15 protein-coding genes are annotated in these 16,501 nt (G+C 71.7%); 10 read left to right on the forward strand and 5 right to left on the reverse strand.

The annotated features are described in order from the left end of the window. The first annotated feature begins 574 nt into the window (after window positions 1-574). Window positions 575-1,342 (forward strand): serine protease, encoded by a 768-nt coding sequence (locus tag RIN75_RS31170; protein ID WP_309115629.1) that lies wholly within the window; start codon window positions 575-577, stop codon window positions 1,340-1,342. 200 nt (window positions 1,343-1,542) lie between these two features. On the opposite strand, the gene RIN75_RS31175 is transcribed toward RIN75_RS31170, so the two are convergent. Next, the gene (locus tag RIN75_RS31175; protein WP_309115702.1) at window positions 1,543-1,740 is read right to left on the reverse strand and encodes a hypothetical protein; all 198 of its coding nucleotides are present in this window, start codon (window positions 1,738-1,740) and stop codon (window positions 1,543-1,545) included. Between the two features lie 43 nt (window positions 1,741-1,783). Here RIN75_RS31175 and RIN75_RS31180 point away from each other — a divergent pair, with 43 nt between their 5' ends. Then, complete coding sequence (locus RIN75_RS31180) at window positions 1,784-2,059, forward strand: L,D-transpeptidase (protein ID WP_375296047.1); 276 nt, start codon at window positions 1,784-1,786, stop codon at window positions 2,057-2,059. An 84-nt stretch (window positions 2,060-2,143) separates the two neighbouring features. Further along, a complete protein-coding gene (locus RIN75_RS31185; RefSeq protein ID WP_309115630.1) occupies window positions 2,144-2,575 on the forward strand; it encodes a L,D-transpeptidase in 432 nt (143 codons plus the stop codon). Window positions 2,576-2,604: 29 nt separating this feature from the next. Here the strand turns inward: RIN75_RS31185 and RIN75_RS31190 are convergent, their stop codons facing one another. Continuing rightward, window positions 2,605-3,576, reverse strand: coding sequence for an NAD(P)/FAD-dependent oxidoreductase (locus tag RIN75_RS31190; RefSeq protein ID WP_309115631.1), 972 nt, complete (start codon window positions 3,574-3,576; stop codon window positions 2,605-2,607). 64 nt (window positions 3,577-3,640) lie between these two features. On the opposite strand from RIN75_RS31190, the gene RIN75_RS31195 reads away from it, so the two are divergent. After that, the gene (locus RIN75_RS31195) at window positions 3,641-5,032 is read left to right on the forward strand and encodes a class II fumarate hydratase (RefSeq protein ID WP_309115632.1); all 1,392 of its coding nucleotides are present in this window, start codon (window positions 3,641-3,643) and stop codon (window positions 5,030-5,032) included. Window positions 5,033-5,122: 90 nt separating this feature from the next. Here the strand turns inward: RIN75_RS31195 and RIN75_RS31200 are convergent, their stop codons facing one another. After that, on the reverse strand, window positions 5,123-6,226 hold the full coding sequence (locus tag RIN75_RS31200) for a DMT family transporter (protein WP_309115633.1): 1,104 nt from the start codon (window positions 6,224-6,226) through the stop codon (window positions 5,123-5,125). A gap of 47 nt (window positions 6,227-6,273) precedes the next feature. Here RIN75_RS31200 and RIN75_RS31205 point away from each other — a divergent pair, with 47 nt between their 5' ends. From RIN75_RS31205 to RIN75_RS31225, 5 genes are all read left to right on the forward strand, one after another. Continuing rightward, complete coding sequence (locus tag RIN75_RS31205; protein ID WP_309115634.1) at window positions 6,274-7,647, forward strand: PLP-dependent aminotransferase family protein; 1,374 nt, start codon at window positions 6,274-6,276, stop codon at window positions 7,645-7,647. A gap of 80 nt (window positions 7,648-7,727) precedes the next feature. Then, window positions 7,728-9,245 carry an ATP-dependent DNA ligase gene (locus tag RIN75_RS31210; protein WP_309115635.1) on the forward strand — a complete coding sequence of 506 codons (1,518 nt, stop codon included), beginning with the start codon at window positions 7,728-7,730 and terminating at the stop codon, window positions 9,243-9,245. A 232-nt stretch (window positions 9,246-9,477) separates the two neighbouring features. Then, a complete protein-coding gene (locus tag RIN75_RS31215; RefSeq protein WP_309115636.1) occupies window positions 9,478-10,917 on the forward strand; it encodes a GuaB1 family IMP dehydrogenase-related protein in 1,440 nt (479 codons plus the stop codon). A gap of 214 nt (window positions 10,918-11,131) precedes the next feature. Continuing rightward, entirely contained in the window at window positions 11,132-12,091 is a 960-nt protein-coding gene (locus tag RIN75_RS31220; RefSeq protein ID WP_309115637.1) for an ABC transporter ATP-binding protein, read from the forward strand. Then, window positions 12,088-12,864 carry an ABC transporter permease gene (locus RIN75_RS31225; RefSeq protein ID WP_309115638.1) on the forward strand — a complete coding sequence of 259 codons (777 nt, stop codon included), beginning with the start codon at window positions 12,088-12,090 and terminating at the stop codon, window positions 12,862-12,864. Before RIN75_RS31220 ends, RIN75_RS31225 begins: the two co-directional genes overlap by 4 nt. A 113-nt stretch (window positions 12,865-12,977) precedes the next feature. Here the strand turns inward: RIN75_RS31225 and RIN75_RS31230 are convergent, their stop codons facing one another. Next, window positions 12,978-14,267 (reverse strand): PhoH family protein, encoded by a 1,290-nt coding sequence (locus RIN75_RS31230; RefSeq protein WP_309115639.1) that lies wholly within the window; start codon window positions 14,265-14,267, stop codon window positions 12,978-12,980. 456 nt (window positions 14,268-14,723) lie between these two features. After that, window positions 14,724-15,962 carry a DUF885 domain-containing protein gene (locus RIN75_RS31235; protein ID WP_309115640.1) on the reverse strand — a complete coding sequence of 413 codons (1,239 nt, stop codon included), beginning with the start codon at window positions 15,960-15,962 and terminating at the stop codon, window positions 14,724-14,726. 232 nt (window positions 15,963-16,194) lie between these two features. Here RIN75_RS31235 and RIN75_RS31240 point away from each other — a divergent pair, with 232 nt between their 5' ends. After that, a complete protein-coding gene (locus tag RIN75_RS31240; protein WP_309115641.1) occupies window positions 16,195-16,449 on the forward strand; it encodes a hypothetical protein in 255 nt (84 codons plus the stop codon). Window positions 16,450-16,501 lie beyond the last annotated feature (52 nt).

Consider the following 16,501-nt stretch of genomic DNA (forward strand, 5'->3'; position numbering starts at 1 on the left):
GCGCCGCAGGCGCTGCTTTTGCGCCGCAGGCGCTGCTTTTGCGCCGCAGGCGCTGCTTTTGCGCCGCAGGCGCTGCTTTTGCGCCGCAGGCGCTGCTTTTGCGCCGCAGGCGCTGCTTTTGCGCCGCGGGCGCTCCTGGGCTTGCCAAGCCACAGCGGGGCCTCGGTTCGTCCCCCGTACGGCCTGGGCGCAGCCCAACCGTGCTTCGCCCTTCTTGGCAACCAGCTTTTCCGGTTGCCAAGAAGGGCGAAGGGTGGTTGCCTCCGGCAGGCCGTACGGGGGACGAACCGACGCCCTTCCACCCCCCGGGGGCCTGCCGCGCGGCGAGCGCCGCTTTTGATCTTGAGAGCGCGCAGCGCGTTCATCTTGAGAGCGCGCAGCGCGTCCGTCTTGAGAGCGCGCAGCGCACCCCAAAGCGCCAGCGCGGCATCCGTCCGAAAAGCGGACACTGACGCCCGGCTGTCAACGGTCAACGGGTTGTTACCGGCCGAACGGATGTAGTGATCATCCGGCCACCCTCCCTAGTTTCCGATCCGTGTCCCGGCATCCCTGCGCCGGGCGCGGAGAGGAAATGATGAAGGTTCGTACCCTGTTCACCGCGTTCGCGGTTGCGATCGGGGCGGCGTTCGCGGCGGCGGGTGGGGCGGCGGCGGCCCCGTCCGACGAAGGCGAGCTGACCCCGTACATCGTCGGCGGTGGGAACGCCACGCAGGTCTACTCGTTCATGGTGTCCCTGCAGAGCACCTCGGGCAGCCACTTCTGCGGTGGTTCGCTCATCAAGGCGAACTGGGTCGTGACGGCCAAGCACTGCGTCCAGGGCCGGTCCGCCTCGTCCATCCGGGCCCGCATCGGCTCGACGAACCGCACCAGTGGCGGCTCGGTCGCGTCGGGCGCCCAGATCGTCAACCACCCGAGCTACGACATCGCGCTCGTCCGGCTGGCCACCAGCGTCAGCCAGGCGCCGATCACCGTGGCGTCCACCTCGGGCCCGGTCGGCACCGCCACCCGGATCATCGGCTGGGGCCAGACCTGCGCCCCGCGTGGTTGCGGCGGCGCGCCGATCACGCTGCAGGAGCTGAACACCTCGATCGTGTCCGACAGCAGCTGCTACGGCATCTACGGCACCTACGAGATCTGCACGAACAACCCGAACGGCAACTCGGGCGCCTGCTACGGCGACTCGGGCGGCCCGCAGATCAAGTCGGTGAACGGCACGTGGCAGCTCATCGGCGCCACCAGCCGCGCGGGCAACAACAGCTCCACCTGCGCGACCGGTCCGTCGATCTACATGGACGTCCCGGCGTTCCGCTCCTGGATCAGCCAGTACGCGGGCGCCGTGTAGTCCGCAAGGCACACACCGGAAGGGCCGTCCCGCCACCGCGCGGGACGGCCCTTCCCGTTTCGTTACAACCGCGCGGCAACCAACGCCGGTCGGGTGGCGTCTCCAGGGCAGATACCGCAACAACCCCGGGGGTGCGCGATGCGCAAGACCGCACTGGTGGCAATCGCTTTCCTGGCAACCGTGACAGCGTGCGGAACAGGTCAACCGTCCGCCACGTCCACATCGGACCAGTCCTCGACGCCGCCGTCGTCCTCGACCCACTCCTCCACCACCTCCTCCTCGGCACCGACTCCCACCTCGTCCCCGGTCTCCGAGACGCCGACCCCGCAGCCCGCTCCCCCGCCCCCTCCGGTCACCGTCGAGGGCACCCCCTGCGACATCACCGATGGCGCGTGCATCCGCCTGTCCACCAACGAGTCCTGGCTGATCAGCGGCGGCAAGGTGGAGTACGGCCCGGTCCCGATCACCTCCGGCCGCCCCGGCTACGAGACCCCGGTCGGCTACTTCCCCGTTCTGCACAAGGTGAAGAACGAGGTCAGCCGCGTCTACAACAACGCACCCATGCCGTACTCGGTCTACTTCACCGACTACGGCATCGCGTTCCACGAGGGCAGCTTGACCGAGGAGTCGCACGGCTGCATCCACCTGTCCATGGAGGCCGCCATCAAGTACTTCAACAGCCTCCACTCGGGCGAACAGGTGCAGGTCGTCGCCTGACGGGCTGTACCCAGCCACGACCTCCGACCGAGGTTGGACCGGCCCTCACCCGGGGTAGCCGAGTGGGTGAGGGAGTGATTCGCGATGAGGAAGCTCGGCACCTTGGCTGCCGCGCTGGCCCTGACGTTCACGGCAGGCCTCGCGGCACCCGCCAGCGCTTCGACCGGCACGCCTTGCGACATCCCGGACGGTGCGTGCCTGAAGCTGTCCACCAACCAGGCGTGGCTGATCTACCGGGGCAACCTGAGCTACGGACCCGTTCCGGTGACGCACGGGCGCCCCGGCCACGAGACGCCCACCGGCACGTTCCCGGTGCTGCGCAAGGTGAAGGACGACTGGAGCGTCCCGTACAACGCGCCGATGCCGTACTCGGTCTACTTCACCCATTCGGGTATCGCGTTCCACGAGGGCAGCCTGACGGAACTGTCCCACGGCTGCGTGCGCCTCTCGCACGAGGCCGCGGTGACCTTCTTCGACAACCTGTTCGTCGGTGAGCAGGTCCAAGTAGTGCCCTGAACGTCAGCCCGCAACGTCAGCCCGCAACGTCAGCCCGCGTTGCTCGAGTGCCCCGGGAACAGGTGGGCGGCGGGGTTGAGCACGACGGCGATGTTGTTGACCGCCGTGGCCGCCTCGCCGAAGCCGGTGGCGATGAGCTTCACCTTCCCCGGGTACTGCGCGACGTCGCCCGCCGCGTAGACCCGGTCCCGCGCGGTGCGCATGGTGGTGTCCACGACGATCGCCCGGTGGTCCAGCTCGACGCCCCACGACTCGATCGGGCCGAGGTCGGCGGTGAAGCCGAGCGCGGCCACGACGGTCTGCGCGGGCAGCACCTTGCGGTCGCCGCCCTTCAACCCCAGCTCCACCTCCGCCACGGATTCATCACCCCGCAGCTCCAACACCTCGGCGTCCGTGATGATCTCGATCCCCAGATCGCGGACCTGCCGCACGGTCGGCGGGTGGGCGCGGAACGTCGACCGCCGGTGCACCAGCGTCACGCTCTTCGCGATCGGGTGCAGCGCCAACGCCCAGTCGAACGCCGAATCCCCACCACCGACCACCACCACGTCCTGTCCGGTGTGGACGTTCAACGTCGGCACGAAGTGCACCACCCCGCGGCCCATCCACCCGTCACCAGCCGGCAACGGCCGCGGCTTGAACTCGCCGATACCCGCCGTGATCAGCACCGCCCCAGCGCGCACCACCGCACCGTCGGCCAGCCCGACCTCCAACCGATCGTCCACACTGGACAAGGTCCGGGCCTGCCGGCCGAGCAGGTAGGTGGGGCTCCACTGGTCGGCCTGCGCGACCAGGGCGGTGACCAGTTCGCGCCCGCGCACGGCGGGGAACCCGGCCACGTCGAAGATCATCTTCTCGGGGTACATCGCGGTGATCTGCCCGCCCGCCTCCGGCAGCGAGTCGACCAGCGCGACGGACAGGTCTCGGAAACCCGCGTAGTAGGCCGCGAACAGTCCGGTGGGGCCGGCTCCGACGATGAGCAGGTCGACCTCTAGGTCCATACCTCGACCATAGGTGTTCCAGGCCACTGTGCCCAGTAAGGAGAGGCAGTCCAAACTCGGTGGTATGGCTGAACAGGAGTACCGCGTCGAGCACGACACGATGGGCGAGGTCCGGGTGCCGGCGGACGCGCTGTGGCGGGCGCAGACGCAGCGCGCGGTGGAGAACTTCCCGATCTCCGGCCGGGGTCTGGAACGGGCGCAGATCCGGGCGCTGGGCCTGCTCAAGGCCGCCGCGGCGCGGGTGAACGAGCGGCTGGGCGTGCTGCCCGCCGACGTGGCGCGGGCGATCGCGTCGGCCGCCGACGAGGTCGCCGAGGGTGCGCACGACGCCCACTTCCCGGTCGACGTCTTCCAGACCGGCTCCGGGACGTCGTCGAACATGAACGCCAACGAGGTCATCGCGACCCTCGCGACCCGGGCACTGGGCCGGGACGTGCACCCGAACGACCACGTCAACGCCTCGCAGTCGTCCAACGACACCTTCCCGACGACCCTGCGCGTGGCCGCGACCGAGGCGGTGGCCAAGGACGTGATCCCGGCCCTGGAGCACCTCGCGCAGACCCTGGAGGCCAAGGCGGCGGAGTGGTCCGGCCTGGTGAAGTCGGGCCGCACGCACCTCATGGACGCCGTGCCGGTGACCCTGGGCCAGGAGGCCGGCGCGTGGGCCGCGCAGGTCCGCTACGGCGTCGAACGGCTCACCGCGAGCCTGCCCCGACTGGCGGAGCTGCCCATCGGCGGCACGGCCGTCGGCAGTGGCCTGAACGCCCCCGAGGGCTTCGGCGCGGCCGTCTCGGCGGAACTCGCCGCCGTGACCGGTCTGCCCCTGACCGAGGCCCGCGACCACTTCGAGGCGCAGGCCACCCAGGACGGCGTCGTGGAGGCCTCGGGCCAGCTGCGCGCGACCGCGGTGAGCCTGTTCAAGATCGCCAACGACCTGCGGTGGCTGGGTTCGGGACCCCGAACCGGACTGGGCGAACTGGCCCTGCCGGACCTCCAGCCGGGCTCGTCGATCATGCCCGGCAAGGTCAACCCGGTGATCCCGGAGGCGACGATGATGGTCGTCGCCCAGGTCATCGGCAACGACGCGGCGGTGGCCTTCGCGGGTTCCCAGGGCAACTTCCAGCTCAACGTGATGCTCCCGGTCATCGCCCGCAACGTCCTGGAGTCGGCCCGCCTCCTGGCCGCCGTGGCACGTCTCCTGGCCGACAAGGTGTTGGTGGGGACGGAACCGCAGACCGACCGGATGCGCGAGTACGCCGAGTCGTCCCCGTCCATCGTGACCCCGCTCAACCGCTACCTGGGGTACGAGGAGGCGGCGTCGATCGCCAAGCAGTCGCTGAAGGAGCGCAAGACCATCCGCGAGGTGGTCCTGGAGCGTGGCCACGTGCCGGCCAAGCTCACCGAGGCCCAGCTGGACGAGGCCCTCGACGTCCTCCGCATGGCCAACGGCGGCTGATCCAACCCCGGGAGGGCGGCCCTCAACCCCGCCCTCCCCCGCCACGCCGCCGCCCCCGCCCCTCCCGCGCCTCCTCTTCTCAACGCTTCCTCAGCGCCGCACGGCTGGAATGTCGGTGCCCTCTGGCAGGCTTGCAGTCGGGGGCTCGTCAGTCGGCCCCGCCCCGGTCGAGGGCTGCCCAGCCGACCCCACCCCGGCCCCCGCCGCCCCCGTCTGCCCCGCCCCAGCCCGCTCCGCGGCAGCCTGCTCCGCGCCGGCCCGCCCCGCCCCAGCCCGCTCCGCGCCAGCCCGCCCCGCGCCAGCCCGCCCCGCGCCGGCCCGCTCGGCCCCAGCCGGGCTCGCCCCACTCCGCCGCAGCCCGATCACGCACCCGGCCGCCACCGCCACCGCCCCCACGACCCCCACCACGGTCAACCCCTGCGCCCCCAACACCACCGCCGCCCCCAACCCGGCCACCGGCATCAGCCCGATCAACACCCCCGCCCGGTCCGCCCCCAACCGCCCCACCGCGAAGTACCACAGCCCGAACGCCACCGCCGTCACCACGACCGCCAGCACCACCAGCGCCACCCCCTCGCGCACCGTCGGCACCTGCCACCCGCCCACGAACGTCCCCAGCACCCCGCCCGCGCCGGCCGCCAGGAAGCAGCACCACGTGGCCACCGCGACCCCGCCCATCCGCCGCACCACCCCCACCGCGAACAGCGTGAACGACGCCTCCCCCAGCATCGTCAACACCGCCAGCACCAGCCCGGGCCCCCGCCACGACCCACCACCGGACAGCACCACCACACCACCCACCACGAACACCGCGCCCACGACCGCCCCCAGAGCCGGCCGCCGCCCCGCCACCAACGGCGCCACCAGCGCCAGCACCAGCGGACTCGCCCCCAGCACCGCCGCCACGAACCCCGGCTCGGCGTACCGCTGCGCGTAGAGCACGCACGCGTTGAACCCGAGCATCCCCAGCCCCACCAACGCGCTCAGCGCCACCCAGTCCCGCCCCCGCGGCACCGGCAGCCGCCCGCCCCGCGCCAGGACCCACCCCAGCAGCACGACACCACCCAAGCCGTACCGCAACGCCTGCCCGGACAGCAGCGGATACCCCTGGAGCATGCCGGTCACCGGCACCGACGCCCCCACGATCAGCGATCCCAACGCCCCGGACGCCACGCCGACTCTCACACGGTTCATGCCGGCAACCTTCACCGACGAGTGGTCCACGTTTAAGCTCCAATTCAATGGCCGCCAACTGGACCACTTTCCGCGAGCTGCTGCTCCCCGGCGGGCTCACCGGCCGCCGCGCCGTGGAGTCCGAGCTGCGGCGCGCCGTGCGCGAGGGCCGGCTCAAGCCGGGCACCCGGCTGCCGTCCAGCCGCGACCTGGCCGACCAGCTCGGCGTCGCCCGCGGCACGGTCACCTCCGCCTACACCCAGCTCATCGGCGAGGGCTACCTGGAGGCCAAGCGCGGCTCGGGCACCACCGTCACCGCCGCCTGCGACTGGCCCAACACCTTCCCCGCCGCCCCCGAGCACCCGCCGCCGTGGCGCTTCGACCTCCGCCCCGGCGTGCCGGCGCTCAGCGCGTTCCCGCGCGACGAGTGGCTCCAGGCCAACCGCACCGCGCTGAACGCCCTCACCGCCGACGACCTCGGCTACCCCGACCCGGCCGGCTTCGCCCCACTGCGCAAGGAACTCGCCGACTACCTCGGCCGGGTCCGCGCCGTCGCCGCGCACCCGTCGGACGTGGTGGTCGTCAACGGCGCCGCCCAGGGCATCTCGCTGCTCGGCCGCGTCCTGCGCGCCGCCGGGCACACCAGCATCGCCATCGAGGAGCCCAGCCACTTCGGCGCGGCCGACATGCTCCGCTCGCACGGCCTCGACCTGCACCCGATCCCCGTGGACGACAAGGGACTCCGCGTTTCCGATTTGTCCACAGTGGACACGCGTGCGGTCCTCGTCACGGCCGCGCACCAGTTCCCGCTCGGCGTGGTCCTGCACCCCGACCGCCGCCGCGCCCTGCTCGACTGGGCACGCGAGCGCGACGCCGTCGTCATCGAGGACGACTACGACGCCGAACACCGCTACGACCGCCCGGCGACCGGCGCGATGCAGGCGCTCGACCCGGCGCACGTCGCCTACCAGGGCAGTTCCAGCAAGGTCCTGGCCCCGGCGCTGCGCCTGGGCTGGCTGGTCCTGCCGCCGCCGCTGCGCGCGGCCGTCGTCGAGCGCAAGCGCCTCGACGACCTGGGCAGCGGCACCCTCCACCAGGCCGCGTTCGCCCAGCTCCTGCGCACCGGCGGCTACGACCGCCACCTCCGCCGCACCCGCCAGCTCTACCGGGCCCGCCGCGACGCCCTGCTCGACGAACTCGCCCGCGTCCGCCCCGACTGGACCCCCATCGGCGTCGCAGCCGGCCTGCACGTCGTCCTGCGCCTACCCGACAACACCGACGACACCGCACTCTCCCGACGCCTGGCCCAAGCCGGCATCAACGCACCACCACTGTCGGACTACACCCGCGTGCCCACGTTCCCCGGCCTGGTCCTCGGCTACGCCGCCCTCACTCCCGACCGGCTACGGCGAGCGGTCCAGGAGATGCATTCGCTCTGCTAGACGCTCGCACAATTCCGCCCCCTCGTTTTGCGCGATCGTCCAACCGGCTTTTGTCGTACCCCCGGTGCACCATGGTCATCGTGCTGTTCAGTGAGGTGGTCGAGACGTCCGCCGCGGTGGCGGCCACGCGGTCGCGCCTGGCCAAGGTCGCCGCGCTGGCCGAACTGGTGCGGCGGATGACGACGCCCGCGGTCGTGTCGTTCCTGATCGGCGTGCCCAGCCAGGGGCGCATCGGGGCGGGCTACCGCACGGTTTTCGACGTGACCCCGCAGCCCGCGCCGGCACCGACGCTGACGGTCGACGAGGTGGACCAGGCGCTTGGGGAGTACGCGGCGATCTCGGGCAAGGGGTCGGCGCAGCGCCGGGTGGCGGCGTTGACCTCGCTGTTCGGGCGTGCGACGGCCGCCGAGCAGGACTTCCTGCGCCGGCTGCTGACCGGTGAGCTGCGGCAGGGCGCGCTGGAGGGCGTGATGCTCGACGCGATCGCCCGGGCGGCCGACGCGCCGGGCGAGGACGTGCGGCGGGCGTTCATGCTGTCGGGGAGCATGCCGGACACGGCCGTGGCGGCGCTGGCCGGGAACCTGGGGTCGTTCCGGCTGGAACTGGGCCGTCCGGTGCGGCCGATGCTGGCGTCACCGGCGGAATCGCTGGACGCCGCGTTGGCGGAGCTGGGCGCGTGCGTGGTGGAGCACAAGCTCGACGGGGCGCGGATCCAGGTCCACCGGTCGGGTGAGAGCGTGCGGATTTTCACCCGGACGTTGCGCGAGATCACCCGAACGGTGCCGGAGCTGGTGGAGCTGGTCCAGGGGCTGCCGTGCACGTCGGTGGTGCTGGACGGCGAGACGCTGGCGTTGAACGACGACGGCAAGCCGCGGCCGTTCCAGGAGACGATGAGCCGCTTCGGCGCGCAGGACGCGCGGGAGTTGCTGCTGAGCCCGTTCTTCTTCGACTGCCTGCACCTGGACGGCGTGGACCTGCTGGACGCGCCGCTGTCCGAGCGGCTGGAGGCGTTGCGGCGGGTGGCGGGGGCGCACGTGATCCCCGGTGTGGTGTCGCCCTCCGCGGAGCAGGCGGAGGCGGTGCTGTCGAACGCGCTGTCCGCCGGGCACGAGGGGGTGATGGTCAAGGCGCTGGAGTCGGTGTACGCGGCGGGTCGGCGGGGCCGGTCGTGGCAGAAGGTGAAGCCGGTGCACACCCTCGACCTGGTGGTGCTCGGCGTCGAGTGGGGCAGCGGCCGGCGGCGGGGCCTGCTGTCGAACCTGCACCTGGGCGCGCGGGACCCGGACGGCGGGCCGCCGATCATGGTCGGGAAGACGTTCAAGGGGCTGACCGACGAGCTGCTGGCGTGGCAGACGCGCGAGCTGATGGCGCTGGCGACGGAGAAGACCGACTGGGTGGTCACCGTGCGGCCGGAACTGGTGATCGAGATCGAACTGGACGGCGTCCAGGTCAGCCCCCGCTACCCGGGCGGCGTGGCCCTCCGCTTCGCCCGAGTCCTGCGGTACCGCCCGGACAAGGACGCGTCGGAGGCCGACACCATCGATTCGGTCCGAGCCCTCCTCCCCAAACCCCCGACCCCACCCGACCTACCGACCTGACCTTGGCCACCCCGCACCCGGCTCCGCAGCCCGTCCGGTACGGCGAGCCCGGCCGCGGCAACCGCCAACTCGACCAGCGCCCAGTGCCGATCGGTCCCCGTCGGGTACGCCACACGAGCGGGTAGCCGGGCGGGCTTGGAGGATCGCACAACCGAAGGGCCTTGACGGACCGTGTGATTGGGGCTCATGACCAAGGGCGGGACGCCGTTCCAGCGGGTAGTGTCAAAGTTTCGTGCGATTCATCGAAGGGCATGCGCCCAGCTACGACCTGACGTACGACGACGTCTTCCTGGTCCCCAGCCGCTCGGCCGTCGAGTCGCGGTTCGGCGTGGACCTCTCGACCTCCGACGGCACCGGGGCCACCATCCCGATCGTCGTGGCCAACATGACCGCCGTGGCCGGGCGGCGGATGGCCGAGACCGTGGCTCGGCGCGGCGGGCTGGTGGTGCTCCCGCAGGACGTGGCGCCGGACGCGGTCGCCGAGATCGTGTCCTGGGTCAAGGAGCGGCACCCCGTGTGGGACACGCCGCTCACGCTCGCGCCCGGCGACTCCGTGGCCGACGCCCTCAACCTCATCCACAAGCGCGCCCACAACGCGGTCGTCGTGGTCGACGAGGACGGTCGGCCGCTCGGCGTCGTGGACGAGGCCGCGTGCACCGGGGTGGACCGCTTCACCCGCCTGCACGACGTGGCCGACCGGCGGGTGGTCGCCCTCGCCCTGGACACCCCGCCGCGGGACGTGTTCGACCGGCTCGGCGACAACACGCACCGGGTGGCGCTCGGCGTCGACGGCGACGGGCGGCTCCGCGGCATCATGACCGGGCTCGGGGCGTTGCGGGCCGAGGTGTACACGCCGGCGCTGGACGCCGAGGGTCGGCTGCGGGTCGCGGCCGCGATCGGGGTCAACGGCGACGTGCGTGCCAAGGCGGAAGAACTGCTGAAGGCCGGGGTGGACACGCTGGTCGTGGACACCGCGCACGGGCACCAGGAGAAGATGATCTCGGCGCTCAAGGCGGTGCGGGACGCCTCGCCGACGGTGCCCGTCGTCGCGGGCAACGTGGTCACCGCCGAGGGTGTGCGGGACCTCGTCGAGGCCGGCGCGGACGTGGTCAAGGTTGGCGTCGGGCCCGGCGCCATGTGCACCACGCGGATGATGACCGGTGTCGGTCGGCCGCAGTTCTCCTCCGTCGCCGAGTGCGCCGCGCAGGCGCGGGCGATGGGCAAGCACGTCTGGGCGGACGGCGGTGTGCGGCACCCGCGCGACGTCGCCCTCGCCCTGGCCGCCGGCGCGAGCGCGGCGATGGTCGGGTCGTGGTTCGCGGGCACCTACGAGTCCCCGGGCGACCTGCACCGCGACGAGCAGGGCCGGCTCTACAAGGAGTCGTTCGGCATGGCGTCCAAGCGGGCCGTCAGCGCGCGGACCCGCACCGACAACGCGTTCGAGCGGGCCAAGAAGGGGCTGTTCGAGGAGGGCATCTCGACGTCCCGGATGCGGCTGGACCCGACCCGTCCCGGCGTGGAGGACCTGTTGGACTCGATCACCGCGGGCGTGCGGTCGGCGTGCACCTACGCGGGCGCGTCGACGGTGGAGGAGTTCCACGAGCGCGCGACGCTGGGCATCCAGTCCGCCGCCGGCTTCGCGGAAGGCCGCCCCCTGCCCGCCGGCTGGTGACCGCGGGCGGGTGATCGCCGGCCACCGCCCGCGGGCGCCGGCGATCGCCGATCACCGGCTGCGGGCCGATCACCGGCTGCGGGCCGATCACCGGCTGCGGGCCGATCACCGGCTGCGGGCCGATCACCGGCTGCGGGCCGGTCACCGTCGCGGGCTGGTCACCGGAGGGTCGGTCGCCGCCTGCGGGTGGGTGATCCGGCCTACGCTGGCCCTTGTGGACGTTGCCGTGGCGGTGTCGGACCTGGTGAAGGTCTACAAGCCGGGCCGGAGTCCCGCCGTGGACGGGCTGAGCTTCACGGTCCGCCGCGGCGAGGTCTTCGGCCTGCTCGGGCCCAACGGCGCGGGCAAGACGACCACCGTGGGCGTCCTGACCACCAGGGTGCGGCCGACGTCGGGCGTCGCCCTGGTGGAGGGCGTCGACGTCGTCCGCGACCCGCGGCGGGCGCGGCAGCTGCTGGCCGTGGTGCCGCAGCGCAACAACCTGGACCGGGCGCTGAACGTCCGGCAGAACCTGCTGTTCCACGCCGCCTACCACGGCGTGGGACGCGCCGAGCGGCACCGGTTGGCCGACGAGGTGCTGGCCCGCATGGGTCTCCAGGACCACGCGAAGGCGCTGGTGGACACGTTGTCCGGCGGCCAGGCGCAGCGGCTGATGATCGCCCGCGCCCTGATGCACCGGCCCCGCGTGCTGTTCCTCGACGAGCCGTCGACCGGTCTCGACCCGCAGGCGAGGCTGTTCGTGCACGACCGGGTGGCGGCGCTGCACGCGGAGGGCGTGACGGTCGTGCTGACGACGCACGACATGGACGAGGCGCACAAGCTGTGCGACCGCGTCGGCATCGTCGACCACGGCAAGCTGCTCACCCTGGACACCCCGGACGCGCTCACCGCGACCCTGCCCGGCAGCACCACGCTCAGCGTCACGGTGAGCCTGAACGGCACCGGCCCCGAACCCGTCCAGCAGGCCCTGCTCGCCCTGCCCGGGGTCCAGCGGGTCGAGCACGTGGCCGACGCGAGCCTGTTCCGGCTGTTCACCGACGTCGCGCCGGCCGCCGCGCTGCCCGAGGTGCTGCGGACGCTGGAACGCCTGGACTGCGCGGTCACCGACCTGGCGATCGGCACGCCGAGCCTGGAGGACGTGTTCATCCACCTCACCGGCCGGGAGCTGCGATGACCACCACCACCGCCACCCGGACGTTCGCGGCCCTGATGTGGCGGGACGTCTTCGTCACCGGCCGGGAGCTGCCGAGCTTCCTCGCGCAGGTGATCATCCAGCCGTTCTTCATCCTGTTCATCTTCGCCAAGGTGCTCGGCGACATCGGCTTCGTGCACGGCGACTTCGCGGCCGTGCTGCTGCCCGGGATCGTCGCGATGAACGGCTTCCTGGGCGCCCTCCAGAACACCACCCTGCCCCTGGTGCTGGACTTCTCGTGGACCCGCGAGATCGAGGACCGGCTGCTCGCGCCCATCCCGATCCCGTTGGTGGCGGTGGAGAAGATGGTGTTCGGGGCGCTGCGCGGGCTGCTGGCGGCGGTGCTGATGGTGCCGATCGGGTTCCTGATGCTGGACGTGACGTGGCCGCTGTCCGGGCTGCCGGTGGCGCTGGTGGTGATCGTGCTCGGCTCGCTGGCGGGCGCGGCGGTGGGGATGGTGATCGGCACGTCGGTGTCGCCGCGGCACATCACGGTGATGTTCGCGGTCATTTTGACCCCGTTGCTGTTCACCGGTTCCGCGCAGTTCCCGTGGACGGAGCTGGACGGCCTGCGCTGGTTCCAGGTCGTCTGCGCCTTGAACCCGCTCACTTACGTCAGCGAGGGAACGCGCGCTGTGCTGGCCCCGGACGTCCCCCACATCCCCCTGTGGATCTGCCTGGTGGTGCTGGTCGTGTCGATCGCCGGCTTCGGCGCGTTGGGCATCCGCGGCTTCCTCCGCCGCGCCCTGGACTGACCCGATTTCCTCCGCCACCCGCGCGTCACCCTCGAACGGCTCGGCTCCGAACACGCGCGAGCAGGAGCAAAGGGGGCTCCCCGCCGTGGCGAGGAGCCCCCTTCAGCACGGCATCAGGAGTGGTAGTCCTCCAGCATCTCCGTCACCAGGGCCGCGATCGGCGAGCGCTCCGACCGCGTCAACGTCACGTGCGCGAACAACGGGTGCCCCTTGAGCTTCTCGATCACCGCCGCCACGCCGTCGTGCCGCCCGACCCTCAAGTTGTCGCGCTGCGCCACGTCGTGCGTCAGCACCACCCGCGAGTTCGCGCCCAACCGCGACAGCACCGTCAGCAAGACATTGCGCTCCAGCGACTGCGCCTCGTCCACGATCACGAACGAGTCGTGCAGCGACCGGCCGCGGATGTGGGTCAAGGGCAGGACCTCCAGCATCCCCCGGTCCATGACCTCCTCGACCACGTCCTGGCTGACCAGGGCGCCGAGGGTGTCGAACACCGCCTGCGCCCACGGCTGCATCTTCTCGCTCTCGGAACCCGGCAGGTACCCGAGTTCCTGCCCGCCCACCGCGTACAGCGGCCGGAACACGACGACCTTGCGGTGCTGGCGGCGTTCCATGACCGCCTCCAGGCCCGCGCACAGCGCGAGCGCGGACTTCCCGGTGCCGGCCCGTCCGCCCAGCGAGACGATGCCGACCTCGGTGTCCAGCAACAGGTCCAGGGCCACGCGCTGCTCGGCGGACCGGCCGTGCAGCCCGAACGCCTCCCGGTCGCCGCGCACCAGCCGGACCCGCTTGTCCGGGGTCACCCGGCCCAGCGCGCTGGAGGTGCCCGCGAGCATCCGCAACCCGCTGTGGCACGGCAGTTCGGCGACGTGCGCGATGTCGTGCTCGGCCGGGTCGATCGTGCCGTCCCGGTAGAGCGCGTCGACCACCGACTGGTCCACGTCCACATCGGACATTCCGGTGTAACCGGACAAAGTGACGTCGTGGGCGCGGTACTCCTCGGCCGCCAGGCCCACCGCGCCGGCCTTGACCCGCAGTGGCATGTCCTTGGTGACGAGGATGACGTGCTCGCCCTCGGCCGCGAGGTTGAGCGCGCAGGCCAGGATCCGGGCGTCGTTGGAGTCCGTGCGGAAACCCGCGGGCAACACCTCCGGGTCGGAGTGGTTCAGCTCGACGCGCAGCGTGCCGCCCACGTCACCGATCGGGACCGGGTGGTCCAGCCGGCCGTGCGCCAGGCGCAGGTCGTCGAGCAGGCGCAGCGCTTCCCGGGCGAACCAGCCCAGCTCCGGGTGGTGCCGCTTGCCCTCCAACTCGCTGATGACCACCAGCGGCAGCACCACCTGGTGCTCGGCGAAGCGGGTCGTGGCCAGCGGGTCGGACAGCAGGACGGACGTATCCACCACGTAGGTATGGGAGGTCGGCGCACCTCGGCGCCGGGACGTGCTGCGCGATGAGCCTGAGGAACGGCTCGCGGGTCGTCGTGCGTTCACGGCAACTCCTTCACGAACGCGGCACCCGCGTCCGCTCCTCGCTGGGCCAGGCACCACCCCGATCGAACGGCACGCCGTCAGGCGCACCGCCCACGAGGGCCGGGTGCCGGCCCCCTCGCGCACACAGCCACGATCGGAGCCTCCCTGCGCGGTCCGCAGTGGACGCGGCCCGCCAATTCGGAAGTTACCTGCGGAAGTACCCATCCTGCAGGCAGCCACACAGGTGATTCGCCAATTCGTCACGTAGCCGCCAAACGGCGTAAAGATTGCGGGACAACCGGCCCGATTGCGACAACCGGCCGTCACACACTGGCAACGCGGCGTCGTCCGCGCAGCTCAGCGCGGGTGCGCCACTCCGCGCAGCGACCGTCACCCTGCGTCGAGCGGCAACCACGGGACCGCGTCGCGCAAGTCGCGGCGCAGCGTCGCGGGCACCATCGGCTCGTCCAGAAGTCTCAGGTAGCGCTCAGGCAGCGTCTCAGTGGCTGGACGCAGGTCCAACCACGCGCGCACCAGCTTGGCACCTTCGACGTAGGTGGTGGTGTAGGCGCGCCACAGCGGGTCGGCCAGGAACCGGACCATGTGCCGCGCCCGCCGTTCGGGCACCAGCAGCCAGCGGCGCAGGTAGGCCACGACGTCGTCCTGGGACGCGCGCCGGTCGTGCAGCATCAGCGCCGCGTCCTGCCGCACGGTGAGCAGCCCGGCGACCGCCGCCTCGACCCGTTCGGCCTGGTCACCGTCCATGCGCAGGCCCAGGTCGCGCAGGATGGCGGCGGTCCAGCGGCCCCAGCCCGGCCCGACCACGGCGTGCAGGCCCAGTTCGGCCATGCCCTCCGCCATCAGGCACTGCGGCGTGTTGATCAGGAAGATGCCCTGCTCCAGGTGGCCGCGCTTGCCGACCAGGCCGACCTCCTTGCGGCAGTGCTCGGTGTGGTGGCCGGGGTAGGACTCGTGCGCCACCAGGTGCGGCAGGTTGGACATGCGGTGGCCGAGGTCGGCGTTGATCGCGACCCTGGACCGGAAGCCACCCAGGTAGTAGTTGAACCCGCTCCACGGCTTGTCGCCGACGATCTCGTACTCCACGACCTCCTCCGGCGGCAGCGCGAACCGGTCGCGGACGAGGTCGCGCAGGGCGCTGGACAGGGCGTGCACGGCGCCCTTGAGCCGGCGCGACGGGATCTCGTCGGCGGCGCGGTGGTCGGCCAGCCGCTCGCCCAGCGACCCGCCGCCGGGCAGGGCCTCGTCCAGCAGGGCGTGGGCGCGGCGGTAGGCGTCCTCGTCACCGGGCCGGACGTCGACCTGGAAGTAGGCGCGGACCTCCTCGACGAACGGGACCCGCACGCCGGCGAGCTTGCGCGCGGTGCACTCGACGGCGGTCAGGTGGGCGTCCAGAAAGCGTTTGCGGTCCGGTGCGAGGTCCGTGCCGGGCAGTTCGCGGCGCAGCAGCGCGGCGCGTTCGGCGAGCGTGGCGGGATGCGGGCGGGGCTCGTCGGCCACGGCCCGCCGCAGGGCGCGGTCGCCCGTGTAGGAGTCGACCAGACCGGGGTGCAGCCGGTCGAGGCGCAACCCGAGCAGGAGGTACTCCCGCACCAGCTCTCCGGCGTCCATAGGTGGGGGAGCCTACGTCAACCAGGAACAACGCCCGCGAACCGGCTCAAACCATTGATTTGCGAAAAATTCCACCGATAGAGCGAAACAGCTCCGGAAATTCGCTCAATAGTATGGCGTCGGTAGCTGCGGGGAGACACCCGTGGGTATGGTCCACACCCGGAAGCCGCACCACAACATCTCGCGCGTGCTTCCGAACTCTTCGGACGTTACACCTCAAGGAGACATTCGCGTGTTCAAGAAGGCAGCTGCGGCGACCGCGATCACCGCGGCCCTGATGGCAATCGGCTCCCCCGCGTTCGCTGAAGACGACATCGACGTGACCGAGCAGGTCGGCCTGGTCAACCTCGAAGAGACCGACATCGTCGAGCAGCTGAACGTCTGCAACATCGAGGTCATCCAGCTCGTCAACGTCGAACTGCCGATCGTGCCGATCGACAGCTACAACTGCGAGAACACCGAGGTCGAGGTCGAGGTCGAGGACTGACCTCCGCACCGCGGGTCGCAACGTAGCGCCGTGCGCGCGGAAAGGGCGGCGG

The organism is Saccharothrix sp. (assembly GCF_031180885.1).
In the GTDB taxonomy this organism is placed as follows: Bacteria; Actinomycetota; Actinomycetes; order Mycobacteriales; family Pseudonocardiaceae; genus Actinosynnema.

Coding starts and splice junctions, on each gene's coding strand:
- RIN75_RS31170 (WP_309115629.1), top strand. CDS start 575: ATGAAGGTTCGTACCCTGTTCACCGCGTTCGCGGTTGCGATCGGGGCG.
- RIN75_RS31175 (WP_309115702.1), bottom strand. CDS start 1,740: ATGCACGCGCCATCGGTGATGTCGCAGGGGGTGCCCTCGACGGTGACC.
- RIN75_RS31185 (WP_309115630.1), top strand. CDS start 2,144: ATGAGGAAGCTCGGCACCTTGGCTGCCGCGCTGGCCCTGACGTTCACG.
- RIN75_RS31190 (WP_309115631.1), bottom strand. CDS start 3,576: ATGGACCTAGAGGTCGACCTGCTCATCGTCGGAGCCGGCCCCACCGGA.
- RIN75_RS31195 (WP_309115632.1), top strand. CDS start 3,641: ATGGCTGAACAGGAGTACCGCGTCGAGCACGACACGATGGGCGAGGTC.
- RIN75_RS31200 (WP_309115633.1), bottom strand. CDS start 6,226: ATGAACCGTGTGAGAGTCGGCGTGGCGTCCGGGGCGTTGGGATCGCTG.
- RIN75_RS31205 (WP_309115634.1), top strand. CDS start 6,274: ATGGCCGCCAACTGGACCACTTTCCGCGAGCTGCTGCTCCCCGGCGGG.
- RIN75_RS31225 (WP_309115638.1), top strand. CDS start 12,088: ATGACCACCACCACCGCCACCCGGACGTTCGCGGCCCTGATGTGGCGG.
- RIN75_RS31235 (WP_309115640.1), bottom strand. CDS start 15,962: ATGGACGCCGGAGAGCTGGTGCGGGAGTACCTCCTGCTCGGGTTGCGC.